Origin of the sequence: Gemmatimonas sp. (assembly GCF_044345575.1) — a bacterium.
Lineage (GTDB): Bacteria > Gemmatimonadota > Gemmatimonadetes > Gemmatimonadales > Gemmatimonadaceae > Gemmatimonas.
This window is the reverse complement of record NZ_JBIJAW010000027.1, coordinates 1-20,224: the sequence shown is the minus strand read 5'-3', so window position 1 is coordinate 20,224 and position 20,224 is coordinate 1. Positions and strand designations below refer to the sequence as shown.

Annotated in this window: 15 protein-coding genes; 11 read left to right on the top strand and 4 right to left on the bottom strand. The window is 65.6% G+C overall.

All coding sequences use genetic code 11. The features are described 5' to 3' along the window. Positions 1-97: 97 nt before the first annotated feature. Positions 98-1,357: a 2-oxoglutarate dehydrogenase complex dihydrolipoyllysine-residue succinyltransferase gene (gene odhB / locus ACIQ6O_RS03345; protein ID WP_396206361.1), complete on the bottom strand. Its 1,260-nt coding sequence runs from the start codon at positions 1,355-1,357 to the stop codon at positions 98-100. Positions 1,358-1,720: 363 nt separating this feature from the next. Between odhB and ACIQ6O_RS03340 the strand changes: the two genes are divergently transcribed. From ACIQ6O_RS03340 to ACIQ6O_RS03325, 4 genes are all read left to right on the top strand, one after another. After that, positions 1,721-2,791, top strand: coding sequence for a zinc-binding dehydrogenase (locus ACIQ6O_RS03340; protein WP_396206360.1), 1,071 nt, complete (start codon positions 1,721-1,723; stop codon positions 2,789-2,791). A gap of 498 nt (positions 2,792-3,289) precedes the next feature. After that, the gene (locus tag ACIQ6O_RS03335) at positions 3,290-4,120 is read left to right on the top strand and encodes a hypothetical protein (protein ID WP_396206359.1); all 831 of its coding nucleotides are present in this window, start codon (positions 3,290-3,292) and stop codon (positions 4,118-4,120) included. Positions 4,121-4,416: 296 nt separating this feature from the next. Further along, positions 4,417-6,978, top strand: coding sequence for a DNA gyrase subunit A (gene gyrA / locus ACIQ6O_RS03330; RefSeq protein ID WP_396206358.1), 2,562 nt, complete (start codon positions 4,417-4,419; stop codon positions 6,976-6,978). A gap of 140 nt (positions 6,979-7,118) precedes the next feature. Then, the gene (locus tag ACIQ6O_RS03325; RefSeq protein WP_396206357.1) at positions 7,119-8,594 is read left to right on the top strand and encodes a diguanylate cyclase; all 1,476 of its coding nucleotides are present in this window, start codon (positions 7,119-7,121) and stop codon (positions 8,592-8,594) included. Between the two features lie 260 nt (positions 8,595-8,854). On the opposite strand, the gene ACIQ6O_RS03320 is transcribed toward ACIQ6O_RS03325, so the two are convergent. Then, positions 8,855-9,325 carry a CoA-binding protein gene (locus ACIQ6O_RS03320; protein ID WP_396206356.1) on the bottom strand — a complete coding sequence of 157 codons (471 nt, stop codon included), beginning with the start codon at positions 9,323-9,325 and terminating at the stop codon, positions 8,855-8,857. Positions 9,326-9,366: 41 nt separating this feature from the next. Between ACIQ6O_RS03320 and ACIQ6O_RS03315 the strand changes: the two genes are divergently transcribed. Then, complete coding sequence (locus ACIQ6O_RS03315; RefSeq protein ID WP_396206355.1) at positions 9,367-10,515, top strand: saccharopine dehydrogenase family protein; 1,149 nt, start codon at positions 9,367-9,369, stop codon at positions 10,513-10,515. Positions 10,516-10,712: 197 nt separating this feature from the next. Here the strand turns inward: ACIQ6O_RS03315 and ACIQ6O_RS03310 are convergent, their stop codons facing one another. Both ACIQ6O_RS03310 and ACIQ6O_RS03305 read right to left on the bottom strand, forming a co-directional pair. Further along, the gene (locus ACIQ6O_RS03310; RefSeq protein WP_396206353.1) at positions 10,713-12,440 is read right to left on the bottom strand and encodes a methyl-accepting chemotaxis protein; all 1,728 of its coding nucleotides are present in this window, start codon (positions 12,438-12,440) and stop codon (positions 10,713-10,715) included. After that, complete coding sequence (locus ACIQ6O_RS03305) at positions 12,440-13,612, bottom strand: ABC transporter substrate-binding protein (RefSeq protein WP_396206352.1); 1,173 nt, start codon at positions 13,610-13,612, stop codon at positions 12,440-12,442. Before ACIQ6O_RS03305 ends, ACIQ6O_RS03310 begins: the two co-directional genes overlap by 1 nt. Before the next feature lie 299 nt (positions 13,613-13,911). Between ACIQ6O_RS03305 and coxB the strand changes: the two genes are divergently transcribed. The 6 genes from coxB to ACIQ6O_RS03275 all read left to right on the top strand — a co-directional run bounded on the left by coxB (position 13,912) and on the right by ACIQ6O_RS03275 (position 20,026). After that, a complete protein-coding gene (coxB, locus tag ACIQ6O_RS03300) occupies positions 13,912-15,255 on the top strand; it encodes a cytochrome c oxidase subunit II (protein ID WP_396206351.1) in 1,344 nt (447 codons plus the stop codon). Positions 15,256-15,291: 36 nt separating this feature from the next. Then, positions 15,292-17,175 (top strand): cytochrome c oxidase subunit I, encoded by a 1,884-nt coding sequence (ctaD, locus tag ACIQ6O_RS03295; RefSeq protein ID WP_396206350.1) that lies wholly within the window; start codon positions 15,292-15,294, stop codon positions 17,173-17,175. 1 nt (position 17,176) lies between these two features. Next, positions 17,177-17,869, top strand: coding sequence for a heme-copper oxidase subunit III (locus tag ACIQ6O_RS03290; RefSeq protein ID WP_396206349.1), 693 nt, complete (start codon positions 17,177-17,179; stop codon positions 17,867-17,869). Positions 17,870-17,876: 7 nt separating this feature from the next. Then, on the top strand, positions 17,877-18,209 hold the full coding sequence (locus tag ACIQ6O_RS03285; protein WP_396206348.1) for a cytochrome C oxidase subunit IV family protein: 333 nt from the start codon (positions 17,877-17,879) through the stop codon (positions 18,207-18,209). Between the two features lie 285 nt (positions 18,210-18,494). Beyond that, positions 18,495-19,400, top strand: a complete 906-nt coding sequence (locus tag ACIQ6O_RS03280) for a cytochrome c oxidase assembly protein (protein WP_396206347.1) — start codon at positions 18,495-18,497, stop codon at positions 19,398-19,400. Next, positions 19,397-20,026, top strand: a complete 630-nt coding sequence (locus ACIQ6O_RS03275; RefSeq protein ID WP_396206346.1) for a hypothetical protein — start codon at positions 19,397-19,399, stop codon at positions 20,024-20,026. The genes ACIQ6O_RS03280 and ACIQ6O_RS03275 overlap by 4 nt, the downstream gene beginning before the upstream one ends. Positions 20,027-20,224 lie beyond the last annotated feature (198 nt).

The following is a 20,224-nucleotide window of genomic DNA, read 5'->3' as shown; positions in this document are numbered from 1 at the left end:
GGACTGAAGACCGAAAACTGAAAGCTCCCCCGAAGATCACGAGATCCTCGGGGGAGCTTTCAGTTATCAGCCGTCAGCCCTCAGTGGCGTTACGCGCTCAATACACCAGCATTGCCGCCGGGTCTTCCATGAGTTCCTTCAGGCGAACCAGGAACAGCACCGCCTGCTGGCCGTCGATGATGCGGTGATCGTAGCTGAGCGCCACGTACATCATCGGGCGGATCTCCACCTTGCCGCCGATCGCCACCGGGCGGTCCTGCGTCTTGTGCAGCCCGAGAATGCCCACCTGCGGGTAGTTGATGATCGGCGTGGAGATGAGCGAGCCGAACACGCCCCCGTTAGTGATGGTGAAGGTGCCGCCGGTGAGGTCGTCCATCGACAGCTTGCCATCACGCGCGCGCTTGGCCACGGCACCGATGTCCTTGCCGATCTGCACGACGCTCTTCTGGTCGCAATCCTTCACGTTCGGCACCACGAGCCCCGCGTCGCTGGCGACGGCGATGCCCATGTTCACGTAGTGCTTGTAGACGATCGTGTCGCCGTCGATCTGGGTGTTCACGACCGGGTAGGCCTTGAGCGCCAGCGTTGCCGCCTTGGCGAAGAAGGGCATGAACGAGAGCTTCACGCCCTGTTCCTTCTCGACGCGATCCTTGAGGCGCTCACGGAGGGCCGTGATCGCCGTCATGTCGATCTCGTTGAACGTCGTCAGGTGCGCCGTGGCGTGCTGGGACTGCAGCAGGTTTTCGGCGATGCGCTTGCGACGCGTAGACATCTTCTCGCGGGTTTCGCGCTGGGCGCTGGCCGCGGGGGATGACGCCGCCACAGCGGAAGCTGGGGTAACGGGAGCTGCAGCAACGGGAGCTGATGACACGGGAGATTGAACAGCGGGAACGGCAGTTGTGGCTGCCATTACGTCGGCCTTGCTCACCACGCCGCCGCGACCCGTACCCGGTACGTCGGCGGGATTGATCCCCGCCTCCGCCGCCGTACGCGCCGCCGCCGGCGACACCTTGGCCTCGGCCGCCGCCGTTCCCGTCGTTCCAGCTCCCGTCCCACCAGCTACCGTGGCGCCAGCTTCCGCCTTCGGCGCTTCCGTTGTGCCGCTGTTCGCGCCCGACGCAGCACCTGCAACTAGCTCCCCCAGCACGTCTCCCACTGCCACCACGTCCCCTTCGCCCTTCGCACGCGCGGTCAGCGTTCCCGCCTCGAGTGCGGGCACCTCCACGGTGATCTTGTCCGTCTCGAGTTCGACGAGTGAATCACCGACGGCGACGACGTCGCCTTCCTTCTTGAGCCAGCGTGAGACCGTGGCTTCGACGATCGACTCGCCGAGGGGGGGAACCTTGATAGACGACATATGGACTTGGTGTTGGGACTTGGCGGTAGTCTCGCAATATAGGGGGTGACACGGGGCGGGCAGATGGGGTGGGTCGACATCGCGCCGCGCCGGGGGGAAAAGCAGACGGCAGACCGCAGGAACCACAGCTCGCAGGACGCAGGCATGCGGAAGAACGGGCGCGCCGCGGCGCGGTCGCGCCCGATTTCCTCTGCGGTATGGAAATCGGGGGCGGCGCAAAGCGCCCGCCCCCGTTTGTTTTACCATACGCCTCCCGTCTGCCGTCTGTGGTTCCTGCCGTCTGCCGTCTGCAGGTACACCGCCGTTACCCGCGCAGTCACCGTTGCCGCCGTCCAAGCTTCCGCCTCCCGAGCTTCCGTAGTCATGAGTCTCTTCCACACCATGCGCGCCCTCACCTTCGCCGCCCACGGTGGCCCAGAGCAGCTCGTCGTGAAACACGACGCGCCGGTGCCTAGCGTGCACGCGACCGACGGCGTACGGGTGCGCGTCCATGCGGCCGCCCTCAACCGGCTCGACCTCTGGGTACTGCAGGGGATTCCCGGGGCCAAAGTGAAGCCCGGCTGGGCCCTTGGCTCCGACGGGGCCGGCATCGTGGAGGCCGTGGGCAGCAAGGTCACTTCGGTGAAGGTCGGCGACCGCGTCATCATCAACCCCGGCGTCGTCGACCGCAGCTGTCGCTGCGAATACTGCCGTGATGGCGACCAGCCCCTGTGCCTCAGCTACGGCGTACTGGGGGAGCACTACCCCGGCACCATCGCCGATTATGTCGTCGTGCCCGAAGCGAACGTCCGCACCATCCCCGATTGGCTCCCCTGGGACGTGGCCGCCGCCTTCCCGCTCGCCACGCTCACGGCGTGGCGCATGATCGTCACCCGGGCCAAGGTGCGCGCCGGCGAGCAGGTGCTCATCTGGGGGATCGGCGGCGGAGTGGCGCTGGCCGCGCTGCAGATCTGCAAGCACATCGGCGCCACCGCCTGGGTGACGTCGGGGAGCGCGGAGAAGCTCGAGAAGGCGTCGCTGCTTGGCGCCGATCACCGGCTCGATCACACGCAGCCCGATCTTGGCAAGACCATTCGCGCCATGACGGACAAGCGTGGCGTCGATGTGGTGATCGACAGCGTGGGCGAGGCCACCTGGCCGCAGTCCCTCACGGCCCTCGGCCGTCGAGGCCGGCTGGTGACCTGCGGCGGCACCAGTGGCCCCTTCGTGCAGGTCGACGTGCGTCGCATGTTCTGGAACCAGTGGACGCTCATGGGCAGTACGATGGGCAATGACGCCGAGTTCGACGCCATTACCGAGTTCTTCCGTCACGGCTCCCTGCAGCCTCCGGTCGACAGTGTCTGGCCGCTGGAGCAGGCGCCGCAGGCCTACGCACGCCTCGCCTCGGGGCAGCAGTTCGGCAAAGTCGTGGTCCAACTCGTGCCGTGGGAGTGAAGCCTCGGTGCCACCGGTGAACGACGGCGGCAATGACGCGGGCGAGCCCCGGCCGCCCGGGGAGCAACCCGCGCCAGCGAACCCCGCGCCAGCGAACCCCGCTCTGGCGAACCCCGCTCTGGCGAACCCCGCTCTGGCGAAACCCGCGTTAGCGAAACCCGCGGGCGAAGCGGCCCGTTTTACCGCGGAGGAGGAGAAGCAGCTTCGTGCCGTGGTGCAGGGCGGCGAACTGCCGGAGTGCCCGCGCTGCCATGTGCGCATGACGCGCCGTCCCATCGGCGGCGGCTCATTTGGGTTGGGGTACCATCGCCAACGTGAGTGGCTGCTCTGTCCCTCTTGTCGCCGAAGTGCGATCTTCGATGTGAAGCGTGGCACGCGCTTGTAACAGCCGCGCGCCACGCCCGCGTTCGTTTCACCGCCGTGCCTGCAGCCCTCTTGCTCATTCCCGTGTCTTCGCAGCTCCAGTCGGATTCCTTGCCGTCGTTCTCTGATTCTCTGATGCTCGCTTCCGCCGCACAGGACACCGGCGTCGCCGGTACCGTCGCCAGCACCTTCTCCGAGCGGCTCGAACAGAGCTTCGCCTTGCTCGGCGAGTTCGTGCCGGCGCTCTTCGGCGCGCTCGTCATCCTCTTTGCCGGCTACCTGGTGGCGAAGGTGGTGGAGAAGGGCGCTGGCCGCCTGCTGCGCCGCCTCAAGTTCAACCAGCTCCTCGAGCGCGGTGGCGTGCTGCAGGCCGTGGAGCGCTCAGGGTCGCATCTCAATCCGGCGAAGGTCATCGCCAACCTGCTGTTCTGGGTGGTCATGTTCGCCGTGCTCCTGATCGCCGCGAGCGCCATCGGGCTCGACTCGCTGGCGAACGTGTTTACCGAGCTCATGAGCTACATCCCCAGTGTGATCGCGGCCATCGTGATCATCATTTTGGGCATCGTGCTCGGTGGCTTCGTGGGCGGCCTCATCATGGCGTCGGCCGGCGGTCTGCACGGTGGCCCGTGGCTGGCGCGCATCGGCCGGAGCGGTGTGATCGTCCTGGCGGTGTTCATGGCCCTCCAGGAACTCGGGATTGCCACCGACATCGTTACTACGGCCTTCGCCATCCTGTTCGGCGCCGTGGCGCTCGCGCTGGCCCTGTCGTTCGGGCTTGGCAACCGCGAACTGGCCGGGGAGGTCACCCGTGAGTGGTACGAGCGCTACCGGGCTGAGCAGCGCGCCATCGATGCGGAAGCCGCTGCCGACGAGGCCGAGGAACTGGCCGAGGAAACCAGCGAGGATGCGGCGGAGGAGCAGGCCATTGCTGCCCAGGATCCGGGTACCGGGCAAGGGGCGGCGTAGGGCGGTTGGCTGAGGACTGATCACTGAAACCACGAACTACAAACTCCCCGCCCGACCGCGATCTCCGGTCGCGAAACGAACTCCCCGCCGACCGCGGGGAGTTTCTGGTTTGTAGTCGCAGTTTTCAGTGGTCGGTCAACCACCCAAAATCAAGGCCCCAAAACGATTTAGCGCCTCTTGGCGGGTATGGTTTGCCCCTGTGTTTGAGGGGAGCACACGGGTATTTTTAACGGGTTGGCGCCCAGTCGCGCCGAGCCCGTGTCAGGCCCTGTGTCGGACCCATTCCCAGCCGTCCCATGACCGCTCCAAACGCCCGCGAACGCATCCTGCCGCGTCTCATCGACGAGGAGATCAAGGAGTCGTTCATCAACTACTCCATGAGCGTCATTGTCTCACGTGCCCTGCCGGACGTGCGCGATGGTCTCAAGCCCGTGCATCGCCGCGTGCTGTATGCGATGAACGAGCTCGGATTGTTGCCCGGGCGCCCGTACAAGAAGTCGGCGACGGTCGTTGGCGATGTGCTCGGCAAGTATCACCCGCACGGCGACAGCAGTGTGTACGACGCGCTCGTGCGCATGGTGCAGGACTTCTCGCTGCGCTATCCGCTCGTCGACGGTCAGGGCAACTTCGGCTCGGTGGACGGCGACAGTGCGGCCGCCTATCGCTACACCGAAGCGCGTCTCACGAAGATGGCGGTGGAGCTACTCACCGACATCGACAAGAACACGGTCGACTTCGCGCCCAACTTCGACGATCGCCTCGAAGAGCCGCGCGTGCTGCCGAGCGGGTTCCCCAACCTGCTGGTGAACGGCTCGTCGGGTATCGCCGTGGGTATGGCGACCAACATTCCGCCGCACAACCTGCGCGAAATCGTGAGCGCGGTGGTGGCGCTGGTGGACAACCCCGGGCTCGAGCCGGCGCAGCTGCGCCAGATGGTGAAGGGCCCCGATTTCCCCACGGGCGGCTTCATCTACGGCCGCGCGGGCATCACCGATTATCAGGATACCGGCCGCGGGCGCATCGTGATGCGCGCCAAGGCGGTGATCGAAGAGAACGAGAAGGGCAACAAGTCGCAGATCGTCATCACCGAGCTGCCGTACCAGGTGAACAAGGCCAAGCTCGTGCAGGACATCGCCGAGCTGGTGCGCGAACAGAAGCTCACCGGCATCAGTGCGCTGCGTGACGAATCCGACCGCGATGGCATGCGCGTGGTGGTGGAGCTCAAGCGTGATGCCATTCCGCGCGTGGTGCTCAACCAGCTGTACAAGCACACGTCCATGCAGAGCACGTTCGGCGTGATCATGCTGGCGCTCGTGCCCGACCCCAACACGCGGCAGCTCGTGCCGAAGGTGCTCACGCTCAAGCAGTGTCTCGAGCACTACATCGAGCACCGGCACGAAGTCATCGTGCGCCGTACCCAGTTCGACCTCGACAAGGCACTGGAGCGCGAGCACATCCTCGAAGGGCTCAAGATCGCCGTCGACAACATCGACGAGGTCATCGCCCTCATTCGCGCCGCTGAGGATACGCCGTCGGCCAGTGCGCAGCTGCAGAGCCGCTTCGGGCTCAGCGAGCGCCAGGCCGAGGCCATTCTCAACATGCGTCTCGCCAAGCTCACCGGTCTCGAGCGTGACAAGCTCGAGGAAGAGCTGACCGAGGTGCGCGCCACCATCGCCGAGCTGCGCAGCATTCTCGAGAGCAAGTCGCGCCGCATGGAGATTCTCAAGGGCGAGCTGCTCAAGCTGGCCGAGAGCTATGGCGACGAACGGCGCACCGAAATCGTGAGCGACGACGGGGAGTTCTCCGTCGAGGACCTCATCGCCGAAGAGGAGATGGTCGTCACTATCACCCACGGCGGCTACTGCAAGCGCACCCCGCTGTCCCAGTATCAGGCGCAGGGGCGCGGCGGGCGTGGCAAGGCGGCGGCCGACCTCAAGGAGAACGACTTCATCGAGCGGTTCTACGTGGCGAGCACGCACACGTACATGCTCATCTTCACCGATGACGGTCGCTGCTTCTGGCTCAAGGTGCACGAACTGCCGCAGGCGGCGCGCAACACGCGCGGCAAGCCCATCGTGAACCTCATCAACGTGACGCCCAACACGCGCATTCGCGCGATCGTGCTCACGAAGGAGTTCACCGATACCGAGTCGTTGTTCTTCTGCACGAAGAACGGTACGGTGAAGAAGACGGCGCTGTCGCAATACTCGAACCCGCGGTCGAACGGCATCAAGGCCATCAAGATCGAGGACGGCGACGAGCTCATGGACGTGCAGCTTACGTCGGCCAACAACGACGTGGTGCTGGCCACCCGGAACGGCATGTCGATTCGCTTCGGCGAGGGCGACGTGCGGGCCATGGGCCGCGACACCACGGGCGTAAAGGGTGTCGAACTGCGCCCCGAAGATCACGTCATCGGCATGGTGGTCATCAAGCGGGAAGCCACGCTGCTGGTGGTCACCGAGCGCGGCCTCGGCAAGTGCTCCGATATCGGCGAATACCGCGTGCAGGGACGTGGCGGCAAGGGGATCAAGACACTCGACCTCACCCAGAAGACCGGCCACGTGGTCGCGCTCATGGAAGTGGTGGCCGAGGATGAGCTGATGCTCATGACCAAGCAGGGGATCGCGATCCGCAGCAAGGTCAGCGAAATCCGCGTCACCGGCCGAATCGCGCAGGGCGTGAAGCTCGTGTCCCTCGACGACAACGATGTGGTCTCGGCCGTGGCGCGGGTGATCCCCGACGACAAGGAAGAGGGCGAGTCGGCCGAGGTGGCCGTGACGGACGCGCCCGGCGCCGGCGAGACGGCGGCGGAGCCCGCTGAGGGTGGCGACCTCTTCACGGGTGACGGCCAGTAAGCCCAGCGGGTAAGCTTGGAACAGGATACGTGGGGACGGCACCGGGCGGCGATGGCGGCACGGTGCCTGCATCACGGATGGCAGGGGCAGGGACAGTGGAGGCGCGCGCGGGGCGCGCCTCGTGACCTTTGGGAGTGGGAATGGCGACGTCGCGCATCCTGGTAGCTGATGACGACGAGGCGGTGCTCGAATCCGTGACCTGGTTGCTTCAGGAGAACGGCTACGATGTCGTGCCCGCTAACGGCGGTGCGGCCTGTTTGGAGCAGCTCGAGCGCCGTTCCCCCGATCTGCTGCTCCTCGACATCCTGATGCCCGACGCCGACGGCTGCCAGCTGCTCGAGCGCATCAAGGGCGATGAACGATGGCGGGACCTGCCGGTGCTCATGCTGTCGGCCCAGCCGCCCGAAGAGGCAAGTGTGCGCTCCCTCGGCCTCGGCGCGGCCGACTTCATCCGCAAGCCGTATCGTCCCAAGGAGTTGCTCGCCCGCGTGCAGGCGCAGCTCCGTATGGGCGCCCTCCTGCGCTCCACTCGGGCCGCGTTGCAGCGGACCGAAGAACAGCTGCTGCGCGCGCAGCAGGACGCTGACAGCCGCCGTAAGCTCGTGGATATCCTGCACGAGGTCACCGGCGACCTGTCGGTGAGCGAGTTGTTCCACCTGCTCGTTCGGCGCGCCGCACGCGCGTTGAGCGTGTCGCACTGCTCCGTGGTGCTCGCGAGGCCGGGCGACACACAGGCCAACGTCGTGGCGGCGTTCGAGAATCCGGGGCTGCAGCAGCTCACCGTGCAGCTCGAACGGTACCCCGAGCTCAAGGCTGCGCTCGACAGCGGTCAGCCGGTCCTCGTCGAAGACCTCGATACGCACCCGCTCTACGAAGGGGTGCGCCACGTATGGGGGATCGAGGGGATCGAGGTGCCCATTCGCTCCGTGATCGCGCTGCCCTTCTCCGTCGATCGCGGGCAGTACGGGGTGTTCCTGGTACGTCGCACCCGCGATCAGGATCGATTCGGGCCGGCCGATCTCGAGTTCGCCCAGGCGGTGATCACAGCGGCCGTGGCGGTCATTCAGCGGGCGCAGATGGTGGAGAGCACGATGGCCGACAACGCGCGACTCGAACAGCTCGCGCAGACCGATCCGCTCACACAGCTGCTCAATCGCCGGGCGCTCACCGAGCGGATCACGGCCGAGATGGAGCGCGCGTTGCGCTACGACAGCACGATGGCGTTGCTCATGATCGACCTCGATCACTTCAAGCGGGTCAACGACACGTACGGGCACCTGGTCGGCGACGACGTGTTGCGCGACGTGGGCCAGCTGCTCAGCGATACCATCCGCACGAGCGACATCGTCGCACGCTACGGCGGTGAGGAGTTCCTCGTGCTGCTCCCCGAAACCGATGATGGCGGCGCCGAATCCTTCGCCGAGCGCATCCGTGATGCCATCGCGCTGCATCTGTTCGCGAGTGATTCGGTGGCCGAGCCCCTGCGGCTCACCGCCTCGGTGGGCGTGGCCGTCTATCCGGCGGCGCGTATCGAAAGCGTGGAAGACCTGTTCGCGCGGGCAGACGCGGCGCTGTACCGGGCGAAAGCGGACGGAAGGAACAGGGTGCGGATGTAATCGCGGGGGTGACTGCGGAGGGAACCGCGTCTCACCAGCAGACGGCAGACGGCAGGAACCACAGCACGCAGTACGGGAGGAATGCGGTACAACAAAACGGGCGCCACCGCTTCGCGGGGCGCCCGATTTCCTTTGCGGTTGGGATATCGGGAGCCGCGCGCAGCGCAGGCTCCCGTGTTGGTCTACCGCATTCCTCCGTGACAGCGTGCTGTCGTTCCTGCCGTCTGCCGTCTGCTGGTCGATCGCCTGTACACCCGCAGTTACAACCGCGGCCCCCGCATCCTCTCCAGCTCCACCTTCACACACCGGTCCTGGATCACGGCAATCCCCGCCTCTGCGAGCTGCTGCGCGACGCCGTCATGCCGGATCCCCAGCTGCATCCACACCACGCTCGGCCTGTGCGCCAGAATGTCGTCGAGATGAAGGGGAACGTCGTTGGGGCGGCGAAACAGCACCACCATGTCCACCGCTGGTGACACCGTGCTGAGAGACCGGTGGATGGGGACGCCCAGAATCTCGGTGATGTCGGGGTAGTACACCGGGATCGGGACGATCTCGTAGCCCACTTGCTGCATCCGTTCAGGAACGGAGAACGCCGGTCCGCCCACGGCCTCCGGCTTGATGCCGATGACCGCAACCCGCTGTACTCGACCGAGGACGCGCACGATCTCTGCGGTGGTTTCCAATAACTGGTCGCGCCACCGCAATGGCGCACCCGTTAAATTCTCCATCACGAAAATCCTCCCCGGAAAATCACCACTGGAGTCTCCTGATGCGCATGCTCGTGTTGGGTGCCGGGCTGCAAGGTTCTGCCTGTGCATTCGATCTGCTGAATGAGCCCGCTGTTTCTCACGTCACGATCGCCGACGTGAAGATCGGGTCGTTGCCACCGTTTCTGCAACAGCGCGCCGACGCGCGGCTGTCGTCGATCGCGCTCGATGTGCGTGACGAAGCCGCCGTTCGGGACGCCTTTTCGCGCTGCGATGCGGTGCTCAGCGCGATTCCGTACTACTTCAACGGCACACTGGCGCGACTGGCCGTGGAGGCCGGCGTCCACTTCACCGATCTGGGCGGCAATACCGAGATCGTGCAGCAACAGAAACAACTGCACGCCGCCGCGCTCGCCAGGGGGGTGAGTGTGATTCCCGATACCGGTCTGGCGCCGGGCATGGTCAATGTCATCGCCCAGTACGGTATCGATCAGTTTGATTCGGTCGAGGCCGTCAAACTCTTCGTTGGTGGGTTACCACAGGTCCCCGAACCGCCGCTCGGTTACCAGATCGCGTATTCGATCGAAGGCATGGTGGACTATTACACCACCCAGTCGCTTGTCGTGCGCGATGGACAGCCCACGACGGTGACCGCGTTGTCGGAACTGGAGCCCGTCTCTTTCGGTGATGGCGTGGGAACCCTTGAGGCGTTCCACACCGCCGGCGGTCTTTCCACCATGGTGTATCGCTACGCGGGGAAGATTCCGGTCATGGAGTACAAGACGCTCCGCTATCCGGGCCACGTCGCCATCATGCGCGCCATTCGCGACCTCGGGTTGCTCGATACGGCGCCGGTGGACGTGAAGGGACAGCAGGTCTCGCCGCGCGATGTGTTCGTCAAGGTGGCCGGCGATCATCTGCGCAAGGGCAAGCCCGATCTCGTCGCGTTGCGCGTGACCGTGACCGGCATGCGCGATGGCCAGCGCCACACGCGCGCCTGGGAAGTGGTCGATCGCTACGATGCCACGCACGGGGTCAGCGCCATGATGCGTACCACGGGTTACACCCTGTCCATCACGGGACAGTTGCAGGCTGGCGGGGCGATCCCGGCTGGTGTGCACACGCCGGACGAATGCATACCGGCGCAGCGGTACTTCGACATGCTCGCCGCCCGCGGCATCATCGTGCGAGAGGTGAGTTCCGAGAGTTGAGCGGGAGAGTCGAAGGGCGAGAATGAGAGGCGAGCCCGGATAGAAGCGAGAAATCAGCGGTCCAGAGGCAAGAAGCGAGGGCCCACGCACTCGCTTCTCACCTCGAGACCGCTGACCTCTCGCTTCTATCCGAGCGCACTTCTCATTCTCGCCCCTCAGCTCTCATTCTCGTTTCTCGAGTCTCCCCTCTCAGCCGTTCAGACGCGGAACTCCGCGATCAGCCCTCGCACTCTCATCGACGCCGTCTGCAGCATCTCCGCGGTCGCGCTCACTTCCTGCGCCGACGCGGAGGTCTGCTCGGTGCTCGCAGCCACCTGCTCGGCCGCGGCGGCATGGCCTTCGGCCGTGTCGCGTGCCGCGGTGAGCGAGCGCTGCACCTGACCGAGTGACTGCCGGTTCGTCTCCACCGCATGCGACACGCGGGCGGCGGCGCCGTCGACTTGTGACACCGCGTGTTCGATGCTCGCGAGCGCATTCCCAACCGCCTCGGCAACCGTGCGCACGTCCTTGAGGCGTTTGGCGCCGGATTCCACGGCCGTGGATGCGCTGGCAATCTGCGCGCGGAACCGCTTCACGTTCTCCGTGACATCGTTCGCCGCACTCGAGCTCTGCTCGGCGAGGGCGCGCACTTCCTGCGCCACCACCGCGAAGCCGCGACCGGCGCTGCCGGCGCGCGCCGCTTCGATGGCGGCATTGAGCGCCAGCAGGTTCGTCTGTGCGGCGATCTCTGAAATCACGCTCACGAACTCGTCGATGACGCTGGTGGCATCGCGCAGCGCCATCATTTCCTGCCGCGAGTTGGCCACGGCCTCGCGCACGTCGAAGAGCGTGTCCACCGCGAGCTGTACCTGATCGCGCGCGCTGTTGGTGGTGGTGCGAATCTCTCGCCCCACGCGATTGGTTTCGTCGGTCGCCTCGCCGATGGTGGCCCCCGCTTCAGCGAGCTCCTTTACCGTATCGCCAGCGTGCTTGAGCGCGGACAGCTGCACACCAGCCCCATGCGAGATGTCCATGACCGCTGTCGTCACATGCTGCGAGGAGGCGGCGGCCGACGAGGCCGACGCCGAGAGCTCGCTCGCGGCCAGTGTCACCTGGTCGGCCTCCGCCTGTACGCGCGTAAGGAGCAGGCGCAGGCGTTCACGCGCCTGCTGCGTCGCGTCGATCAGCTCCGCATACTCCTGCGCCACGCCCCCGAAGCGCAGATCGATGGTGGGGGTGCGCAAATCCCCGGCGCCGATGGCCATCATCTCGTCACGCAATTGCACGAGCGGATTGGTGACGGCCCGCGACGTGGAGAGGCCAAAGAAAGCGGCCACGCCGAATGCCAGGGCCACGACGACGGCGAGTCCCGCCTCGGAGCGGAACAGCCGATCACGCATGCGTTCCATCGTGCCGTCGGCGCCACGCCTGGCGCCCTGGCGCAGGGCCTGCAACGCCGTCTCGATGGAGTCGATGTCGCGCGTGGTCTGCGCGAGTACCCGATCGGCGTTCGCCGTGAATCCGGCGACCTGCCATGCGCGGGTGACGGCGATGCGCACTTCGAGTGCCGCCTGCAGCCGGCCGATGTCTTCGAGATGTCGCCGTTCGACCGCGTTGAGCGCGCCGCGGCCGAGCGCGTCGGTCCGGAGTTGTTCCGCCTGTGCGACGAGTTTGCGGTACACGGTTTCGTCGTCCGGGCGACCCGTACTGAGATAGCGCAGCCCTGCCACCAACTCACGCAATACCGTGTTGGTGGTACGCTCGATGAACTCCGAGCGCTCGGTGAGGTCGCGCACGGTGGCTTCGGCGTCGCGATTGCCGCGCGAGAGTCCGTACCATCCCAGCAACCCGGCCACGAGCAGCAGGGTGACGGAGATGCCGAAGCCGGCGATGAGACGGGCGCGGATGGTGGTGAGCCGCCAGGTGCCTACGAGGTCGCCAAGCATCAGCGACCTCCCCGGCGGGAGCCGGACGTCGGCAGGTCGCCTGCGCCGGGCGTTGCGTCACCGGGGACGCGGCTGATCACCACCGATCGCCCCGTGATGTCGTGCTGCTTGTCGAAGGCGATCCGGCCGGCCACGCCATCCATCGACGGAGCCCCGTTGCCCACGCGCTCGAGCGCCAGGCGCAGCGCCGTGCGGCTGCGGGCGCCGTTCACCACAGTGCGTCCCACGACCAGGGTGGCATCGTAGGACAGCGCCGCGAACATGTTGGGGGCTCTGTCGTAGCTGGCCCGATAGGCCGACCTGAAGCGTTGCGCCTCCTGGCCGGTCGCGCGTGCCTCGTCGAAGAAGGACACGAAATACGCCCCGGCCGCGGCCGCGTCGCGCTGCATCGTTTCGGTCCCGTCCCCCCCGACGAACGGGACCCGGACACCGCGCGCGGTCAGCGCCCGCATGAAAGCCAGCGCGTCGACGCCGTCGCCGGGAAAGAGCACCACGTCGGGGCGCTGCGCGGCAATGAGTGCGGCGTATGCGTCCCACTCGACCACGTCGGTGAGGTACGGGTCGCGGGTGAGCACGCGGCCCCCGCCACTGGTGAACGCACTCGCGAAGGTGGCGGCCCAGTCGCGTCCGTACGAGTCGTTGCGGTACACGATCGCCGCGCGGCGGGCGCCGAGTGTATCGAGGACCCACCGGGCCGTATAGCCGGCCGCGTCGGCGTCCGACGGTGCCACTCGGAAGAACCACGGACTGATGCCGGTGAGACGCGGCGACGTCGACGTGGGGGAGACGGCCACGACGGCGTTGGCGCCCGCGTGTTCCGCGTCGGCGTACACGGGGATCGTCTCGAGGGCGTTTCCGCTCTCGGGATGCCCCACCACGGCGATCACGGACGGGTCATTCCGGAGCTGTTCGGCCACGCGCACGGCACTCGTGGTACCGGTGTCGGGGAGGCGGACACGAAAGCGTACGCCACCGGCCGATTGGTTGAGCTGGGCGACGGCCAATTCCACGCCCTGGACGACCTCGTCGTAGTTGGGCGCGCCCGGAATGGCCCCCACGCCGATGCCGAGGGGCGCCCGGTCGGTGTCCGCGGTGCCTCCGCGGCAGCCGGTTTGGGCGAGAAGGAGAGCCGCGCCCAGCGCGGCGGTCGGAAAGGAGGCAGCGGGCTTCACGAACAGCAGACGATCCGGACGAGGACCGGAAACGCCATGCGGGGGGCAGACTTCCGTCCGTTTCAGACCTCCGGATTAGGACCGACTTCGGACTGAAAAACCCCTGAAACTTCGTGTTGGCGGTTACTGTCTCAAGAAAACTCTGTTAAACCCCGAAAACCGGAGAGGATTTGCTTGCGGGGTTTTGAAACGCCCGTTTAGCTTCGCACAGCAGTCCCACCACCCCTCCTGCTGCCTCGTGCCGACCTTGCAGGGTCGACGCGAGGTGGCAGGATCCTCACACTCCCTCAGGAACAGGCATGGTTGGCACGTTCCGCCCGCGGCGACTGGCTTCCGCCGCGCTGCTGGGCGCTCTGGCCTTCGGACTCGCAGCCTGCGGCGGCGAGTACCCGAATTCGACGTTCAATCCCAACACCGACTTCAACGCGGACATTGACGCGTTGTGGGACAAGCTCCTCCTCTGGGGAACGATTGTCTTCGTCGGTGTCGAGGCGGCGCTCGTCTACACCATCATCCGCTTCCGTCGGCGCCCCGGCGCCCCGACGCCCAAGCAGGTGCATGGCAATACGACGATCGAGATCCTGTGGACGGCCATCCCCGCCGTCATCCTGATCTTCATCGCCATCCCCACCGTCCGCACGATCTTCAAGACGCAGGCGAAGGCCGCGCCGGACGCGCTGCAGGTCGAGGTCATCGGCCACCAGTGGTGGTGGGAGTTCAAGTACCCCCAGCTCGGCATCACGACAGCCAACGAGCTGTATCTGCCGAACGGGCGTACGGTCAACTTCCAGCTCAAGACCATCGACGTGCTGCACTCCTTCTGGATTCCCCAGATGGGTGGCAAGCGCGACCTGATCTCGAACCGCACCAACTACCTCTGGTTCACGCCGAACAAGGATCTGGGCACGAAGGCCTGGAATGGCTTCTGCGCCGAGTTCTGCGGGCCGTCGCACGCGAACATGAAGTTCCGCCTGTACACGGTCACGCCGGGTGAGTTCGATCAGTGGGCGGCGCACCAGAAGCAGCCGGCGATCTTCCCGGCGGTCGCGGCGGCCCCTGCCGCACCGGCCACGTCGGGCGTTGCGCCGGTGCCGTCGGGCACAGGTGCGGCTCCGGTGCTGCTCGCCAGCTTGCAGGCCAACGGCCAGCCGATGGACTCGGCTGCGGCGGCCACCACCACGGCGGCCACCGTGCCGGCGCCGGTGCCGGTGTGGGCCTTCCCGAAGGACCGGCTGGAGAAGGAATTCGCCTACACGATCCCCACCGCGAAGATTCCCGTCTCGGTCGCGTTCGACGAGTCGCTGCTCGCGAAGGGTGATGCGGCTCGCGGCAAGGACATTTACAGCAAGTCGAGCTGCATCGGCTGCCACGCCATCGCGGGCACGCCGTTCAACATGGCGGCCGTGGGCCCGAACCTCACGCACGTGGGGACGCGCTACACGATCGCCGGTGGTCTCTATCCGAACGACGCGAAGCATCTCGCTTACTGGATCAAGAACGCGCCGGCCATGAAGCCGGGCAGTCTCATGCCCACGTTGGGCAAGGGGCTTACCGATCCGAAGACGAAGATGGTTGTGAACGTGGGCGGTCTGACCGACGCCGACATCGCGGATATTGTGGCCTACCTGCAGGCGCTCAAGTAGAACGCCGTCACCGACTCACGCTGACTCAACGACACGATGGCTACCATCGCTGCCGCGCCCCCGTACACCCAGGCCAAGGCCGCACCCGCTGATACCGGGCTGTGGTCGTGGCTCACCACGGTGGACCACAAGCGCATCGGGGCGCTCTATCTCATTACCGGTCTGTTCTTCTTCGTCGTCGGCGGCCTCGAGGCCGCCGTCATCCGCGCTCAGCTGGCCGTCCCCAACGGCACCGTCGTCTCGGCGGAGATGTACAACCAGCTGTTCACGATGCACGGCACGACGATGATCTTCCTCGCCGTCATGCCTCTCTCGGCGGCGTTCTTCAACTTTCTCATCCCGCTGCAGGTCGGTGCGCGTGACGTGGCGTTCCCTCGCCTCAACGCGTTCTCGTACTGGATCTACCTGCTCGGCGGCATCTTCATCACGGTCCCGATCTTCTTCTCGGTCGCGCCCGATGGTGGTTGGTTCGGTTACGCGCCGCTGAGCACGAAGGCCTACTCCCCCCAGATGAACATGGATTTCTGGGTGTTGGGCCTGCAGATCCTCGGCATCTCGTCGCTGGCGGCCGGTTTCAACTTCATCACGACGATCATCAACATGCGCGCGCCCGGTATGTCGCTCATGCGCATGCCGATCTTCACGTGGATGTCGTTCGTCGTGCAGTTCCTCGTGGTGCTCGCGTTCCCCGTGATCACCGTCGCGCTCGTGTTCCTGCAGTTCGACCGCTTCTTCGGCACGAACTTCTACACGATCGCCAAGGGCGCCGACCCGCTGCTCTGGCAGCACCTGTTCTGGGTGTTCGGTCACCCCGAGGTGTACATCCTCATCCTGCCGGCCTTCGGTCTCGTCTCCGAAGTGCTGCCGACGTTCTCGCGCAAGCCGCTCTTCGGCTACCCGGTCATGGTGTACTCGGGCATCCTCATCGGCTTCCTCGGCTTCGGCGTGTGGGCGCACCACATGTTCTCGGTGGGCATGGGTCCGATCGCCGACTCCGTGTTCTCGCTCGCGACGATGCTCATCGCGATCCCCACGGGCGTGAAGATCTTCAACTGGATGGCGACGATGTGGGGCGGCCAGATCCGCTTCACCGTGGCCATGAAGTTCGCCGTGGCGCTCGTGGCGCTCTTCACCGTCGGCGGCATCTCCGGCGTGATGCACTCCTCGCCGCCGGCCGACCTGCAGCAGACCGATACGTACTTCGTCGTCGCGCACTTCCACTACGTGCTCTACGGCGGGTCGGTGTTCGGCATCTTCGCCGGCACGTACTACTACTTCCCGAAGATCACGGGCCGCTTCCTCTCGGAGAAGCTCGGCAACTGGCACTTCTGGATCTCGCTCATCGGCATGAACCTCACGTTCTTCCCGATGCACTTCAGCGGGCTCCTCGGCATGCCGCGCCGCTACTACCAGTACGATGCGGGCCAGGGTTTCGAGATCTTCAACCTGATGTCGACGGTCGGTACGCTGATCCTCATGATCGGTACGCTTTTCGGCCTCATCAACATCTGGAAGAGCTGGAAGGGCGGGGAAATGGCGTCGAGCAATCCGTGGGGCGCGGCCACCATCGAGTGGGCCATCCCCTCGCCGCCGCCCGACTACAACTTCGCCGAGCTCCCGCAGATCAAGTCGCGTCATCCGCTCTGGAACACCAAGGAAGGAGCGGAGCTGGTGCACGAGACCACGTGGGCCGAGGAGAAGGACCGTCGGATTCCGACGTCGCAGGAACTCGGCATCGTGATGCCGAACCCCTCCATCTGGCCGCTCATCACCGCGGTGGGCATCATCGTGATGTTCAGCGGGCTGATGTTCCTGGAGAAGAGCACGGCCACCGGCGTTGCCATCATGCTGACCGGCACGCTCTGGTGGGTGGGCTCCCTGTACAAGTGGCTGCTGACGCCGCTCGAGGATCACCACTGAGATGACTGCCACCACCACCCCGATCGCCCATGGTGACGGTCACGCCCACGGCGGCGGCCATCACCACACCTCCCTCGGGCTCGACAACCGCAAGATCGCCATTTGGACCTTCATCGGGTCCGAGTGCATGCTCTTCGCCTCGCTGATCTCCACCTACCTCATCTACAAGGGACGCAGCCCGCAGGGGCCGTATCCGCACGAGGCGTGGACCAATCCGTCGACCGGCGAAGTGATGAAGCCCATCCTCGACATCCCGGTGACGAGCGCCTCCACGTTCGTGCTCCTGATGTCGTCGGTGGCCATGGTGATGGCGCTCAACGCGGTTCAGACCAAGTACGAGCCGAAGATCACCACGTGGGACAAGATCAAGGGCTCGTCGAAGCTCTGGCTGGGCGCCACCGCGCTGCTCGGCACGATCTTCCTCATGTTCCAGGCCTACGAGTTCACCTCGTTCATTCACGAAGGGCTCACCATCCGCACGAACCTGTTCGGCTCGAGCTTCTTCACGCTCACCGGCTTCCACGGTGCGCACGTGACCGTTGGTGTGATCTGGCTGCTCACGCTCCTCGCTATCGACTTCAAGCGTGGCCTCGAGCCCAAGGATGCCCTGCTGGTGGACATCTCGGCGCTCTACTGGCACTTCGTCGACGTGGTGTGGATCGTGATCTTCCCGCTCATCTACCTGATCAAGTGAGGCGCTGATGGCCAGTCATACCGAAGCGCACGCCGAACACGAGCACGCGTCTGTCGCCACCTACGGCAAGATCGCGCTCATCCTCACGATCATCACGATCGCCGAAGTGTCGGCCTACTACATCCCGGCCTGGGAAACGAGCTCGATCTACGTGCCGAGCATGCTCACCATGTCGGCGTTCAAGTTCTTTCTGGTGGTCGCGTACTACATGCACCTCAAGTACGAGCACAAGCTGTTCAAGGCGCTCTTCTCGGGTCCGCTCGCCATCGCGGGACTGACCCTGATCGGGCTGCTGTTCCTGTTCAGCAAGTTGGTGATCCGGCTCGGTCTCCTCACCTGATCTCCCGTTACTGAGATCTGAGATTCGAGAGTTCAGCGTGAGACGTTCCGCTTCGAGCAGCAGAAGTGTGCTCGGATAGAAGCGAGACGTCAGCACGCTCGAGGTGAGAAGTCAGGGGGTGCGTCCAGCCGGGCGCGCCCCCTGCGTCGTTTTCCACTTCTCACCTCGAGACCGCTGACGTCTCACTTCTATCCGGGCTCGCTTCCTGGTCTCAGCGTTCGATTCTCATTCTGAATTCCCGGGTCTCGCCTCTCCCCTCCCGCAGCACTCGGCTAGATTCCACTCATGTCTCTGCTGCATCCCGTCGCCCGCCTTTCGCTCTCCGAGTTCTCGGTCCACCCGAGTACCACCATCGGCATCGCGATCTTCGCGGCCGCCTACATCTGGCGCGCGAAACAGGGGCCCGCGGCGGCCGATCGGTTGCCGGTCACCGTCACGGCGGCCACCGCCGATGCCGGGCAGCTCGACATGGCCGCGGCCCCGCAGGGCCCTTCGCCGGCGCAGCGGCTCGCGTACTTCTCGTCGCTCGCCCTGCTGTTTCTCACGCTGAACGGGCCGCTGCACGACCTGAGCGATTTCTATCTGTTCAGCGGGCACATGGTACAGCACCTGATTCTCACGTTGGTCGTGCCGCCGCTCATGATTGTTGGCACGCCCGGTTGGATGCTGCGGCCGATGCTGCGCAAGCCGGCGCTATTCGCCACGGCGCGCAAGCTCACGAGCATCACCTCGTGCTTTGTGCTCTTCAACGTGGTGCTGGCGTTCTGGCATCTGCCGCCGCTCTACAATCTCGCGCTCGCCAACCACGGCATCCACATTCTGCAGCACCTCATGTTCATCGCGGCCTCGGTGCTCATGTGGTGGCCGCTGCTCTCGCCGCTCCCGGAGCTGCCGCGGGCGGCGTATCCGGCCCAGATGCTGTACTGCTTCCTCATGGTGATTCCGATGTCGATCATCTCCATCTACATCGCCATGGCCGACACGCTGCTGTATCCCGCCTATGCGGCGGCGCCACGGATCATGGGCATCACGCCCATGGAGGACCAGCAGTACGGAGGGCTCATCATGTGGATCCCCGGCGGTGTCTTCTTCTACGCGGTGATGACGGTGGTGTTCTTCAAGTGGTCGAGCCGCGGTGAGGACACCGAGGAGAGCGCGCAGGTGGGCTGGGTGCCGAGGGCGTCCGCATGAAGGGGGGCAAAGGCGGCATGGGGCGGAGCGGCGGCAAGCCCAATCGTGGGGGCAAGCCAGCTGGGAAACCCGGCGCGGCAGGATCCAAAAGCGGTCCTGCTGCCAAATCGAAGTTTGCCGGCAAGCCCAAGCGTGGTGAGGCCAAGGCCGGTTACGGCGGGCGATCCAGTGCGGATGACGAGACGCGGCAGGATCGTCCGGCCCGTACCACGTCACGTCCTCCGGTCGCGGCAGCGCGTCCGCCGCGCGGAGCAGACACCACTTCGACATTGCCATCGGCATCGGCTTCGGCATCCGCTCCAACCCGTAGCGCCGTCTCGGTGCAGCGGACACTCAATGTGCCGGCCAGCGCCGTCATTCGCGCCATCAACGACACGGAGCGTCGCGGCTGGTCGCCCGAGCCGCTGTATCGCGTCATGAGCGTGCTGGCGCCCCGCTTCATTCGCGTCGCCTTCCCCGACGGCTCACTGGCAGCCTTCTCGGTGAACCGTCAGGGGAATGCACGCTGCACCGTGACCGTGGAGCTGTCCAAGCTCCCGGAGGGCGCCGACGAAAAGCAACTGCGCGACCGCTGGTCGTATGCGCTCGCCGCCCTGCAGGAGCAGGTGGATCACAGCTGGGACTAGGGGCCTGCGGCGCGGCCTGCGGCGGGGCCTGAGGCGGAACGGCGTAAGGAGTAAAGAGTTGCCGCCCGACCACACGGCGCAAGCAGGTTCGCTGCTGACGCTGTGCCGTTAGGTGGCAACACATAACGCTTTACGCCGTTGCTGTTACCCCACGATTCCCCCCCGAGTAAGATTTTCGTTCGTCCCTCGACAACCTTT